The organism is Lutispora thermophila DSM 19022 (genome assembly GCF_900142105.1).
Lineage (GTDB): Bacteria > Bacillota > Clostridia > Lutisporales > Lutisporaceae > Lutispora > Lutispora thermophila.
In genome coordinates, this window is record NZ_FQZS01000005.1 from 96907 (window position 1) to 109038 (window position 12132).

Annotated in this window: 15 protein-coding genes, 1 other RNA gene and 2 riboswitches; of the genes, 15 read left to right on the top strand and 1 reads right to left on the bottom strand. The window is 37.1% G+C overall.

Going from position 1 to position 12132, the window contains the following annotated elements:
* Positions 1-105: 105 nt before the first annotated feature.
* The 11 genes from BUB48_RS03610 (at position 106) to BUB48_RS03660 (ending at position 8310) form a co-directional block, all read left to right on the top strand.
* Positions 106-888 (top strand): nitroreductase family protein, encoded by a 783-nt coding sequence (locus tag BUB48_RS03610; protein WP_073025000.1) that lies wholly within the window; start codon positions 106-108, stop codon positions 886-888.
* Between the two features lie 13 nt (positions 889-901).
* A complete protein-coding gene (locus tag BUB48_RS03615) occupies positions 902-1756 on the top strand; it encodes a bifunctional 5,10-methylenetetrahydrofolate dehydrogenase/5,10-methenyltetrahydrofolate cyclohydrolase (protein ID WP_278308940.1) in 855 nt (284 codons plus the stop codon).
* Between the two features lie 317 nt (positions 1757-2073).
* Positions 2074-2207: riboswitch (cyclic di-AMP (ydaO/yuaA leader) on the top strand.
* Positions 2208-2213: 6 nt separating this feature from the next.
* Positions 2214-3146 carry a peptidoglycan-binding protein gene (locus BUB48_RS18790; protein ID WP_084524341.1) on the top strand — a complete coding sequence of 311 codons (933 nt, stop codon included), beginning with the start codon at positions 2214-2216 and terminating at the stop codon, positions 3144-3146.
* A 120-nt stretch (positions 3147-3266) separates the two neighbouring features.
* On the top strand, positions 3267-4349 hold the full coding sequence (locus BUB48_RS03625) for a DNA polymerase IV (protein ID WP_073024664.1): 1083 nt from the start codon (positions 3267-3269) through the stop codon (positions 4347-4349).
* A 1-nt stretch (position 4350) separates the two neighbouring features.
* Complete coding sequence (gene mtnA / locus BUB48_RS03630) at positions 4351-5406, top strand: S-methyl-5-thioribose-1-phosphate isomerase (protein WP_073024666.1); 1056 nt, start codon at positions 4351-4353, stop codon at positions 5404-5406.
* A 15-nt stretch (positions 5407-5421) separates the two neighbouring features.
* Positions 5422-6366 carry a D-2-hydroxyacid dehydrogenase gene (locus tag BUB48_RS03635; RefSeq protein WP_073024667.1) on the top strand — a complete coding sequence of 315 codons (945 nt, stop codon included), beginning with the start codon at positions 5422-5424 and terminating at the stop codon, positions 6364-6366.
* A 159-nt stretch (positions 6367-6525) separates the two neighbouring features.
* Positions 6526-6723 carry a hypothetical protein gene (locus BUB48_RS03640; RefSeq protein WP_073024669.1) on the top strand — a complete coding sequence of 66 codons (198 nt, stop codon included), beginning with the start codon at positions 6526-6528 and terminating at the stop codon, positions 6721-6723.
* Between the two features lie 263 nt (positions 6724-6986).
* Positions 6987-7165, top strand: a non-coding RNA gene (gene ssrS / locus BUB48_RS03645) — 6S RNA.
* A gap of 93 nt (positions 7166-7258) precedes the next feature.
* Complete coding sequence (locus tag BUB48_RS03650) at positions 7259-7444, top strand: spore coat associated protein CotJA (protein ID WP_084524343.1); 186 nt, start codon at positions 7259-7261, stop codon at positions 7442-7444.
* Positions 7445-7461: 17 nt separating this feature from the next.
* Positions 7462-7734, top strand: a complete 273-nt coding sequence (locus BUB48_RS03655; protein ID WP_073024672.1) for a spore coat protein CotJB — start codon at positions 7462-7464, stop codon at positions 7732-7734.
* Between the two features lie 3 nt (positions 7735-7737).
* A complete protein-coding gene (locus BUB48_RS03660; protein ID WP_073024674.1) occupies positions 7738-8310 on the top strand; it encodes a manganese catalase family protein in 573 nt (190 codons plus the stop codon).
* 45 nt (positions 8311-8355) lie between these two features.
* On the opposite strand, the gene BUB48_RS03665 is transcribed toward BUB48_RS03660, so the two are convergent.
* Positions 8356-8661: a hypothetical protein gene (locus tag BUB48_RS03665; RefSeq protein ID WP_073024676.1), complete on the bottom strand. Its 306-nt coding sequence runs from the start codon at positions 8659-8661 to the stop codon at positions 8356-8358.
* A 151-nt stretch (positions 8662-8812) separates the two neighbouring features.
* A riboswitch (cobalamin riboswitch) is annotated at positions 8813-9003 on the top strand.
* 88 nt (positions 9004-9091) lie between these two features.
* On the opposite strand from BUB48_RS03665, the gene cobT reads away from it, so the two are divergent.
* From cobT to cobC, 4 genes are read left to right on the top strand one after another with little or no spacing between them, the layout of a single operon-like run.
* Entirely contained in the window at positions 9092-10159 is a 1068-nt protein-coding gene (gene cobT, locus BUB48_RS03670; protein WP_073024678.1) for a nicotinate-nucleotide--dimethylbenzimidazole phosphoribosyltransferase, read from the top strand.
* A 9-nt stretch (positions 10160-10168) separates the two neighbouring features.
* Positions 10169-10729 (top strand): bifunctional adenosylcobinamide kinase/adenosylcobinamide-phosphate guanylyltransferase, encoded by a 561-nt coding sequence (cobU, locus tag BUB48_RS03675; protein WP_073024680.1) that lies wholly within the window; start codon positions 10169-10171, stop codon positions 10727-10729.
* A gap of 4 nt (positions 10730-10733) precedes the next feature.
* Entirely contained in the window at positions 10734-11483 is a 750-nt protein-coding gene (gene cobS / locus BUB48_RS03680; RefSeq protein ID WP_073024682.1) for an adenosylcobinamide-GDP ribazoletransferase, read from the top strand.
* Positions 11483-12076, top strand: a complete 594-nt coding sequence (gene cobC, locus BUB48_RS03685; protein ID WP_073024684.1) for an alpha-ribazole phosphatase — start codon at positions 11483-11485, stop codon at positions 12074-12076. Before cobS ends, cobC begins: the two co-directional genes overlap by 1 nt.
* Positions 12077-12132 lie beyond the last annotated feature (56 nt).

Sequence of the window (12132 nt, forward strand, 5' to 3'; positions counted from 1 at the left end):
ACAAATTTTGCTGTATTATAGATTGCATTGTTGCTATGTATTTCTATGAAAATCAGAAGGAATGAAATGTTTAATGTAGAATATTATTGCAAAGGAGGTATAGAAATGAATAATGTTATTGATGTGATGATGAATAGAGTATCTTTGAGAAAGTATGATGAAAGACTTGTAGCAAAAGAACACATTGACATCATATTGGAATGTGCCATGAGAGCACCTACGGCAGGAAATATGATGTTGTATTCCATAATTAAAGTGGAGGATCAAAAGAAAAAAGATGTGCTTAGTAAAACTTGTGATAATCAACCTTTCATAGCTAAAGCCCCTTTAGTTTTAATTTTTTTGGCGGATTATCAGCGATGGTATGACTATTACATTCATTCTCAAGTATCTGACTATTGCAAATCAAAAGGAGTAAAATTTGAGGGCCCCAGTGAAGCAAATCTAATGCTTGCCACCTGTGATGCCATAATTGCTGCACAAAATGCGGTTATTGCAGGCGAGGCTCTTGGTATTGGTTCCTGCTACATTGGAGATATAATGGAAAATTACGAAACCCATAGGGAATTGTTTAATTTACCAAAATGGGTATTTCCTGTTGGGATGCTCTGCATGGGTTATTATCCTGAAGGTTATAATAAGGTTAAGAGGGAAAGATTTGATGAAAAGTACATCGTATATACTGATACATATGATGAAAGTTATAAAGATAACATCAAAGATTGCTTTAAGAATATAGAAAGGCGCTTTAATGAAACAAACGAATTTGGCGCTAAAAACATGGGACAAGTGCATTATGCAATTAAAACAGGGGCCGAATTTTCAAAAGAAATGGCAAGATCAGTGAAAGTGGCATTAAAAAACTGGAATAGTGAGATTATAGAATAAGGAGGCATAAAAATTGGGACATGTGCTGAATTGCAAAGAAGCCGCAAAAGTTTTTCTTGATAATATTAAGATGGAAAGCGAAAAGCTTAGAGAGAAAGGAGTTAATCCTTTATTGGCCATTGTGAGAGTTGGAAAAAGAGAAGATGACATAGCCTACGAAAAAAGCATCCTGAAAAATTGTGAAAAAGTCAATATAACAGGACAAGTCCATGAATGTGATGAAAACATTGACATGGAGAGTTTTACAAAACTTATTCAAGGATTAAACCAGGATAGGTTTGTTCATGGTATATTGGTTTTTAGGCCTCTCCCAAAGCATTTAGACGAAAATGTTATTAAACATATAATAGATCCAAATAAAGATGTGGATTGTATGAATCCATTGAATTTTGCCAGGATATTTGAGGGAGATTTGGACGGATACTTGCCATGTACTCCTGCAGCGGTTATGAATATAATAAAGTACTTTAATATAGATGTAAAAGGCAAAAAAGTGGTGGTTTTGGGAAGAAGCATGGTAGTTGGAAAACCTTTGGCCATGATGTTACTTAAGGAAGATGCTACTGTGACCATTTGTCACTCAAAGACGGAAAATCTGAAAGAAGTGGTGTCAAGCGCCGATATCGTTGCCGCTGCCATAGGAAAAGCAAAGTTTATTGGAAGTGATTACATAAAGAAGGATGCCATTGTAATAGATGTGGGAATAAACGTGGATGATAATGGGAACTTGTGCGGCGATGTAGATTTTGAAGCAGTAAAGGAAAAAGCATCTTTAATCACTCCGGTTCCAGGCGGTGTTGGTTCTGTTACTACATCTGTTTTGCTTAAGAATGTTATAAATGGCGCAAAGAGGATTCATAAATCATAACATACAAGAAAGGTTTGTTTGTGAACCTTTCTTTTTTCTATAAGACATAGGAAAGTCTAAATTTTTAAATTATACTTTCCATAAAAACTTTTCTTATAGCAAAGTATAAATCTGCCTCAAAAACCTTTCTTGTGCATAAACTTACATTATTATGCACTATAAATGTAATAATGTGGGAAGTATCTTTAAATAAGGATTATGTAATATCTGGCTATTAATTATTATAGATTATTAGAACCTTTGAAATCACTAACTTCATAACAATCGAGCTCCTTCTTTGACAAAGTTGGACATACACGTTATAATGCTATTTATGTAAACCAAACTTGCTGAATCCCAGCTTTGCTGGGTACGGAGGAACCAATCAGAGGGGTTAATCCAAGTAAACTTGGTAGGAAACCTTCTTTCCCGAGCCCGTCAGCTAACTTCGGAAGCATAATAGAAGGAGTGAATACTTATGAAAACAATATTGAAAAAAGTTTCGGTTTATGCAACTGTAGCAGGATGCATAGCTATCCTGACAATGGGTGTAAATGCAGATACGTTAATAAAAACAGGCTCAAGAGGAAGTGAAGTATACACAATTCAAACAAAATTGAAGAATTGGAGTTATACCAATGCAAATCCTGATGGAATCTTTGGAAACAATACCAAAGAAGCAGTGAAATATTTCCAGAGAAAAAATGGACTAACTCCCGACGGAGTGGTTGGTTATTTGACATTATCAAAGCTGGGAATGGCTAATGTGAACTCCACATTGAAAAGCGGAAGCAGAGGGGATGCTGTTAAAAAACTTCAATCAGCATTAAATAATAAAGGCTACTCTGTTGGAATTGCAGACGGAGTTTTCGGAAGCAAAACTTATAATGCTGTTGTAGCTTTTCAGAAAGCAAACGGTTTAACACCGGATGGTATTGCAGGTCCCATAACTCAGACTAAATTATATCTTTCAACAACCACAACAACAGCGGCTACAACGGCTTCAACAGCAGCTTCCAGGGGGACAACCTCAAGAGAACAGATGGCTACAGATCTTTACTGGCTGTCAAGAATAATAAATGCAGAGGCAGAGGCTGAACCATATAAAGGAAAAGTTGCAGTGGGCAATGTAATAATGAACAGAGTAAATTCATCTTATTTCCCTAATACAATAAAAGGTGTTATTTTTGAGTATTATCAAGGAATACCACAGTTCAGTCCCGTTGCAGATGGAACGATATATAATGAACCCAATGCAGAAAGTATTGCTGCTGCAAAAGAGGCACTAAACGGTTCAAGACCTGTAGGAAACAGCACATACTTTTTCAATCCTGCCAAATCAGCAGGAACATGGATAGTGAAGAACAAAACTTATGTTACCAAAATAGGTAATCATGTGTTTTATAAATAAAGACAGACAATACGGACAAGGTAAAAGCCTTGTCCTGTTTTTTGCTTTCATTTTAGTTGTATGAAGTTAAATGATTTAGTATACTTTTATTAACAATAATCTCTGAGCAGGTGCATTGAATTGGACAAGAGAGTGATAATACATGTGGATATGGATGCATTTTTCGCTTCAGTGGAGCAAGTGGATAATCCAAAGCTGAAGGGTAAACCTGTAATAGTGGGTGGCGATGGACCACGAGGTGTTGTAAGTACATGCTCCTATGAGGCTAGAAAATATGGGGTACATTCTGCCATGCCAATGTTTATTGCAAAGCAATTATGTCCAAAGGGCATCTATCTGCCGGTTAGGCATAACAGATATTCAGAAGTGTCTAAAAAGGTTTTTGAAATTCTTCATTCCATTACAGATTTAGTTGAAGCTGTATCAATCGATGAAGCATATCTGGACATAACCAATTTGAATGAGAATCCCATACAAATAGTAAATATAATAAAGAAAAGGATAAAGGGAAGACTTGGATTAACACTTTCTGCAGGTATATCATATAATAAATTCTTGGCTAAGATTGCTTCAGATTGGAACAAGCCAAATGGCCTTAAAGTCATAACGGAGGATATGGTGCCGGAGATTCTAAAGCCTTTGCCAATTAGCAAGGTCCACGGAATAGGAGAGAGATCCATTGAGAGATTGAATGAAATAGGCATATACACCATAGAACAGCTTCTTAAACTTACAGAGGACCAGATGATATATTATTTTGGGAAATATGGCATTGAAATATATAATCGTATAAGAGGAATCGACAACAGACTGGTATCCACCGAAAGGGAGATGAAATCCATAGGAAGGGAGACAACCTTCCCAAGTGACACATCTGATAAGGAGATATTAAAAGAAGTATTGACGGATTTCGCAGAAGAGTTGACAAATTCCTTGTTGGAAGAATCCATATATGCCAAGACCATTACAGTAAAGATCAAGACTCAGGACTTTAAGACCCATACAAGAAGCAAAACTCTAAAGGATTATACCAATAGCTTTAAGGAAGTGAAACAGACTGCCTTTGAAATATTGGACAATTATAATATAGATAAGGGTATCAGGCTCATAGGCTTATCCTTATCAAATTTTACCAATGTAAGGTATCAGCAATTGTCCATATTTGATTGGGTAGTAAATATAAAAGGAAAAGAGGAGGTATAGAGTGGATAATTCACAGGACTGCGTTCTTTCTATAAAATGGGAGAACGATAATCTAGTCATATTGGACCAGACAAAGCTGCCTGAAAAGGTGGAGTACATAACTTTACAAACTATAGAAGAAGTATGGGATGCAATTTATAAGCTGAAAGTAAGGGGAGCCCCTGCAATAGGCATTGTAGCAGCTTATGGATTGTATATATCCGTCAGAAACTCCAAGGCTGCAGATTTTGAAAGCTTTTACCAAGAATTGAGGAAAAACTCGGATTATGTTGCCTCATCAAGGCCAACGGCTGTAAACCTTTTCTGGGCTTTGAAGCGTATGGAGAAAAGAGCTTTAGACAGCAAAAACAAAACACTGGAAGAGATTAAGATGGATTTATTGAATGAAGCCCATGCCATAAGAGATGAAGATGAAGCCATGTGCAAATCCATAGGTGAGAATCTGCTGACATTGCTGAAGGATGGCATGACTATTCTTACCCATTGCAATGCAGGCGGCTTGGCAACTGCAAGGTATGGTACAGCTTTGTCACCAATCTTCCTTGCAAAGGATAAGGGATGGAATATTAAGGTTTTTGCAGATGAGACAAGGCCTTTGCTTCAAGGAGCCAGGTTAACTGTATGGGAGCTTATGCAATATGGTGTGGATGTAACATTGATATGCGACAATATGGCCGCTCATGTCATGAGCAAAGGATGGATCGATGCAGTTATCACAGGCTGCGACAGAGTGGCTGCAAATGGAGATGCAGCCAATAAGATTGGTACATATGGCTTGGCAGTGCTGGCTAAAGCTCATAACATTCCATTTTATATAGCTGCACCAAGTTCCACAATAGATATTGATACTCCAGATGGTGGCAAAATAGTAATTGAAGAAAGAAGCGAAGAAGAGGTGAGCTGCGGTTTTGGAAAGAGAACTGCTCCAATAGGTGTCAAGGTGTACAACCCTGCATTTGATGTGACGCCAAATCATCTTATCACCGCAATAGTTACAGAAAAAGGCATTTTAAGACCCCCTTATAAAGAAGCCATTGAAATAATATTGAAGAAATAAATAAGGAGGATGCTGATGAAGAAGGTTTTGATTTATCACAAGGTGTCAGGAAGACATCTGGAGTACATGAGGGATAAACACCCGACATATGATTTTTATGTTTGTACTCAAAAAAGTGATATGGAAAAGCATATTGTAGATGCAGATGTATTGATATCCTTTAAGTGCAGTGAAGAAATGCTTGATATGGCACCTAACATAAAGTGGTTACAAGCATTAAGTGCAGGTGTAGACAGCTTTCCTTTGGAAAAAATCAAAAAAAGAGGAATAATCCTCACCAATGGCAGAGGTATTCATAAGATACACATGTCAGAATATGCCATTGGGGTTCTTATAATGCTGGCGAGAAACTTCCACATAATGTTTAAGAATCAAAAGAGCCAAAAATGGGATAGCTCAGTTCATCAAGGAGAAATCAATGGGGCTACATTGGGAATATTAGGCTTAGGGAGCATAGGCAAAGAGATTGCAAGGAAGGCAAGTTTACTGGGAATGCATGTTATAGGTGTTAAGAGTGCTTCCACGGATGTGCCCTATGTTGAAAAGGTATACAGTCAGGAAGAAATGTATGAAGTATTCAGACAGAGCGATTATATCATAAACCTTCTACCAGGTACCAAGAATACGGAAATAATAATAAACAAGAAATATTTTGACCTTATGAAAGAAGATGCATGCTTCATAAACATGGGAAGAGGAAGCACAGTAAATGAACAAGATTTTATCGATGCTCTTAAATCTGGAAAAATAAGATATGGAGTATCCGATGTGTTTTATCAGGAACCTTTACCGGAAGACAGCCCTTTCTGGAATCTTGATAACCTCATAATTACTCCTCATATATGCGGCCAATCAGATAGATATTTTGACAGAGCATTGGAAATCATTGAACCAAATCTCTTAGCCTTTGAAGGAAAAGGAGAGTTTGTGAATTTGGTAGATTTGGATAGAGGATATTAAGAATTGCTATGAGTTGTGAATTTGGGTTAGCATTGGTATTTTAAAAATAAATGAAGATAATTATTCGCCAAATCACTTTCTTATAGGAATAAAAATGTACGTAAAGGAGATGGGGATCGGAACAGGACTTATTACAATACAGTTGAAGTCGCTGCATTTTTGCTGAAGAAGTATAAATTAAACAATGATTATATATACAGGTATTATTATATAACAGGTAAGGATTGTTCGAAGATAATGTTGGACCACAAGGAATGGCAAATTTTTAAATATAAAGTATCTAAACAGATGGATGAAGTTAAACTTGATATTAATAAAGAACTGTTCATCATTGATAAAATTGCAAAAATAACATGATATGCACTTATTAGAAATATATTTGGAATTATTGAGGCTAATGTTTAATGAGTTCAGAAGAAAAGGATAATGTATATTTGAACATAAGAGAAAAAGATTTTTCAAATAAAATATGTAAAATTCCTTAATGTTTTGATTTTGAAACATGGTGGCAGTATAAAAAGCAGAGAAATTGTTATATTAAATATAAAGAGAAATATTTACAACTTGGCTTATATTGATTTTTATGGATGACTTATTTATACTATAACTATAGATATTAGATTTACCTGAGATGTTAGTCAGGGATAAAACCTTAACCTACAGATAGAATACGGGAGCTTGGGTACCATTATGGAAATCGAGCCTTCTTTAAAAGTTGGTGGATTGAAGTAGTGGTCAGAGCACCCACCTGTGTGAGTGCAGGTGTAAGGTTTATATCTGACGGCATTTTGGGTCATAAGTCAGCAGGCGTAAGCCTGCTGTTTTGTTTTTTGTAGCAAAGCTTTCACCTCCTGAATAATATGGTATGGAGATCTGTTAAGGAGGGAGATAGATGAAAAAGTACAATATGCATGTTTCACCTCAGATGATGGGACCAGGTTTCAAACTGGCCAGAGCCTATGTTCCATTCCAGGTAATGGACAAAATTTATGAACCTTGGAAAGGACTTATGAGGGGTACAATCTTTCCTGAACTCTACGACCCATACCCGAAAAAAAAGAGATCTGAGGAAGATTAAAAAGGGAGGTTTATATAATGAAAATAAGTAAGGATAGGCTTGAGCTTCTAAAGGAGATAATGGCTCTGGATTTTTCCTTAATTGAGCTGAATCTATATCTTGACACTCATCCCGAAGATGAAAAAGCTCTCATGGTCTTTAAGCAGTATAGCTGCAAGTCGAGAGAATTAAAGGAAAAGTATGAGAATCAATTCGGTCCACTGACTGCTTCCAATGGAGCCAACAGAGAATGGAAGTGGATAGAAGATCCATGGCCATGGGAAATTGACTATGAGATGGGGGGAAGATAATATATGTGGATATATGAAAAGAAGCTACAATATCCGGCATGGGTTGAAGGCGGCGATTTGAATATAGCAAAGTTGCTGTTTGCCCAATATGGAGGACCAGACAGTGAACTTTCAGCAGGTATCAGGTACCTTACACAAAGAACTACAATGCCAATACCACAGGCAAAGGCTATATTAACAGATATTGGCACTGAAGAATTAGCCCATTGGGAAATTATAGGTACTTTGATACACAAAATAATAGAAAAGGCTACTCCAAAGCAATTAGAAGAAGCGGGAATAGGTCCGCATTATATCCAACACGGCAAAGACCTTTATCCACATGATGCTGCTGGTGTGCCTTGGACCGCAGCATATATACAGGCCCTTGGAGACCCAATAACAAATTTGCATGAAGACATGGCAGCAGAGCAAAAGGCAAGGACCACCTATGAGCATTTGATTCAATCAACCAATGATAAAGGTGTTATTGAAACCCTGAGCTTCCTGAGACAAAGAGAAGTTGTTCACTTCCAGAGATTTGGTGAGGCTTTAAGATTGGTTCAAGAGTATTTAGACAGAAAAATGTATTATTAATAAATCCGGCTGAGGGAGCCGGATTTATTAATTTATTTTTAATTTTTAGCATTTGCAACGATTGCTTGATTCTAGAACTTCATCCAGTATGGTTTCGCAATCTACTATTACAGTGCATATGCAATGAACATCTACAAATTTAAACTTATCATGGTAACGGAATACTGCCAAATCGCCTATTACTGCTACTAGGCATACATCTTCTAAAATACAGTCTTCGCATGTATCCAGTATGATTGTTACTCTATTATTTTCATCCTTTGCCAGCATGCAAAGCAGCTCTCTTATGTTATCTGGGAAATTCTTGATTTTAAATTCTCTACATTCTTTTTTGCAATAATCTTTGCCCATATACCATTCACCTCCTAATTTTAGGTGTCACTCACCTCTAATATCATAATATCTTTTGATGCTTAAAGTGTTACTGGTCTGTGGAAAATTTTCGGATTCAGAGAGAATAGGTTATGACATTGACAGTCCTTTTCAATAACATTATAATGAACTCAATAGAATAAGTTTTGGTGCCTTGGGATATTATACGTACCGAGGTTAAAAGGGAAAGCAGTGAGAAGCTGCTGCAGCCCCCGCTACTGTATATGGGGATGAAATCCAACTTAGCCATTGGGAGACCGAGAAGGCTGGAGAGTAAGATGAACCATGAGCCAGGAAACCTGCCAAATGCTATGTTCAACCTTCGGAGGGAGGGGATGATTGATTATGCATATTCCCACACTTCTGGTGTGGTTTTTTGTTTTATTTTTAGATTGAGGAGAGGATTGATTTGGATAATCTGGAGAAGATATTGTCGGACATAAAGGGAGCCGATGAAAATAGCAAAGCAAAAGCAAAAGAGAGATTGGATAATTTGGCGAAGCCTTTAGGAAGCTTAGGACATCTTGAGAGCATAGCAATAAAGATTTCCGGGATAACAGGAAAGCTTGATAATCCTATGAAAAACAGGCATCTTATTATCATGTCTTCCGATAACGGTATTGTGGAGGAGGGAGTAAGCTGCTGCCCTCAGAATATAACACTCATTCAAACTATAAATATGTTGAGGGGGATTACAGGAGTTGGAGTGTTGGCTAAACATGCAGGGGCAAAGCTTAAGGTAGTAGATATAGGAATCAATGCAGATGTGGAGTACCCAGGGTTATATAATAAAAAAATAAGAAAAGGTACATGGAATATTTCAAAGGGACCGGCCATGACAAGAGAAGAAGCCATAAAATCCATAATGATAGGTATAGAAATGGTTGAAGAGTCTGTAAGAGAAGGGGCAGAAGTTCTAGGTACTGGAGAAATGGGCATAGGAAATACCAGCACTAGCAGTGCAGTATTAATTGCTTTTACGGGAGCAGATGCTGATATGGTGGTAGGAAAAGGTGCAGGACTTACAGAGGAAGCCTATGAAAATAAAAAGAGAGTGATAAAACAGGCTTTAGAGATTAATAATCCTGATAAGAATGACCCCATTGACGTTCTAGCAAAGGTTGGAGGTTTTGATATAGGTGGTATGGCAGGATGCTTTATAGGAGCAGCTTATTACAGGATCCCCATACTGATAGATGGATTGATATCTGCTGCTGCAGCTTTGCTGGCCTACAGGTTGAATCCTTTAGTTGTGGATTACATGTTTCCCACCCATTGCTCTGCAGAGCCTGGATATAAGAGGATTATGGAAGAATTAAAGCTTCAGCCAATGCTCAATCTGGACATGAGGTTAGGAGAAGGAAGCGGCTGTGCTGTTGCTTATGATATCTTAGATGCTGCCAATGATGTAATAACCAAGATGGCAACCTTTGAGGAAGCCACCATCGTAAATGATTTTTTGGTTGATATAAGGTAGGGAGAAATTATGGGAAAATGCGTTCTTATAACCGGAGGTGCCAGAAGCGGTAAAAGCAGATTCTCAGAGAAATTGGCAGCGGAATATGGAGATAAGGTGATTTATATTGCTACTGCCGTGCCTTTTGATAGTGAAATGAAAGATAGAATAAAAAAGCATAGAGAATCGAGAAACAAAGCATGGTTTACTGTAGAAACCTATAGAGATGTTCAAGATGTCATATATAGATATGAAGAAGATTATAGTTGTTTTTTGCTGGATTGTATAACAGTAATGGTTACCAATCAATTAATGGAATATTTTAATTATGATTTGGAGAACGCAACTATAGAAGACTACAACAAGGCTGAGGAAAGTATAAAAGAACAGATCATGGCCATGCTGAATGCCATAAAGGCATCTTCTGCAGATGCCATATTGGTTACCAATGAAGTTGGTTGGGGAATCGTTCCTGAGAATCCAGTGGCAAGGGCATTTAGGGATATTGCAGGGAGAATGAATCAAATCATTGGAGAAAGGTCAGACGAGGTATACTTAGCTGTATCAGGCATACCCATCAGGATTAAGTGATGATATGAGAAGTTTGATATTGATGATGCAATTTTTTACCAGGATACCTATCAAAATAGACATAAGTGCTAAAGAAGAAGACTTTTCAAAGGGTATAGTTTTTATGCCTCTTGTTGGGTTAATTGTTGGATTATTTAACTATGGCATATATTCTGTTGCCGATCATTTTCTAGGCGAAACTCTTGCTCTGGTTTTTTGGTTTGCAGCAAATATATTTATTACAGGTGGCATACATCTGGATGGCCTTGGGGATACCTGTGACGGTTTGTTTTCAGCCAGAGACAAGGAACGCATTCTGGAGATAATGAAGGATAGCAGGATAGGTACCAATGGAGTCATTGCCATAGCATTGGATTTTACATTTAGATTGAGCATCTTGTCAGCCATGCCATACAAGGATATGGGAATTGCAATAATTTTAGCCCCTATGGTTGCTAAAACTCTTGTTCTATTGCTTATGGGTATATCAAAATATGCAAGAGCTAATGGTGGCATGGGAGGACTTTTTTATTCTCACATGTCCATAAAAAGGCTTATCCTTGGTATTTCATCAGGCATTATAATGATTTTGCTTTTTGGTTCTTTGAAAGGCCTTGTAGCGATGATAGGTAGCACTGTCATAATAATGGCCTTTAGAAATTTTGTAATATCAAAAATAGACGGTATGACAGGTGATACTTTGGGAGCTGCCAGTGAACTGGCTGAAATAAGCTTTATGATGTTTATATATGTTTTGGAAAGGAATATATTCTAATGCTAAAGTTATATATTATAAGGCATGGTGAGACGGATTTAAATAAGCCTGGAGTTTTTTTTGGCAGTAAAGATATAGAATTGAATGAAGCAGGAAAAAGGCAATGCAGGGAGCTAGAAAAGGCTATGGAAAACATCGAGTTGGATGTTATCCTCTCCAGTCCCTTAAAAAGATGCATGCAAACGGCTCAAGGAATTGCTTCCACCAAAGGTTTAAAAGTAGATATTGTTGAGGAAATGAGAGAGATGGACTTTGGCCTGTGGGAAGGATGCCACTATCATGATGTTGCCAGACTTTACCCAGATGATTGGAAAAAAGGTATAGATGATTGGAAAAACATGTCTCCTACAAAAGGAGAATGTTTTAGAGATTTTTATTTTAGGGTAAAAAATGCTCTTGAAAAAATCATTAGAATTTATTATGGAAAAAATGTGGCACTCATAACCCATGGAGGTTGTATGAGAGTCATGATTTCAGCATTGTTAGGGCTTAAAGAAGACGGATTCTGGAATTTTTATTTTGAACATGGAAAATACAGCCTATTGGAAATAGAACAAGGCCACTGCACCATAAAGAAAATAAATTGCATTTGAAGGATAATGGGTAAAATCGACTAAGCAAGGAGTAGTATGAAAATGAGTAAAATATT

What these genes read in the sequence shown, in the direction of transcription:
- BUB48_RS18790 (WP_084524341.1), top strand. Translation starts at nt 2,214, where the DNA reads ATGAAAACAATATTGAAAAAAGTTTCGGTTTATGCAACTGTAGCAGGA.
- BUB48_RS03655 (WP_073024672.1), top strand. Translation starts at nt 7,462, where the DNA reads ATGAAAATAAGTAAGGATAGGCTTGAGCTTCTAAAGGAGATAATGGCT.
- BUB48_RS03610 (WP_073025000.1), top strand. Translation starts at nt 106, where the DNA reads ATGAATAATGTTATTGATGTGATGATGAATAGAGTATCTTTGAGAAAG.
- cobU (WP_073024680.1), top strand. Translation starts at nt 10,169, where the DNA reads ATGGGAAAATGCGTTCTTATAACCGGAGGTGCCAGAAGCGGTAAAAGC.
- BUB48_RS03665 (WP_073024676.1), bottom strand. Translation starts at nt 8,661, where the DNA reads ATGGGCAAAGATTATTGCAAAAAAGAATGTAGAGAATTTAAAATCAAG.
- BUB48_RS03660 (WP_073024674.1), top strand. Translation starts at nt 7,738, where the DNA reads ATGTGGATATATGAAAAGAAGCTACAATATCCGGCATGGGTTGAAGGC.
- cobS (WP_073024682.1), top strand. Translation starts at nt 10,734, where the DNA reads ATGAGAAGTTTGATATTGATGATGCAATTTTTTACCAGGATACCTATC.
- cobC (WP_073024684.1), top strand. Translation starts at nt 11,483, where the DNA reads ATGCTAAAGTTATATATTATAAGGCATGGTGAGACGGATTTAAATAAG.
- BUB48_RS03650 (WP_084524343.1), top strand. Translation starts at nt 7,259, where the DNA reads ATGAAAAAGTACAATATGCATGTTTCACCTCAGATGATGGGACCAGGT.
- BUB48_RS03635 (WP_073024667.1), top strand. Translation starts at nt 5,422, where the DNA reads ATGAAGAAGGTTTTGATTTATCACAAGGTGTCAGGAAGACATCTGGAG.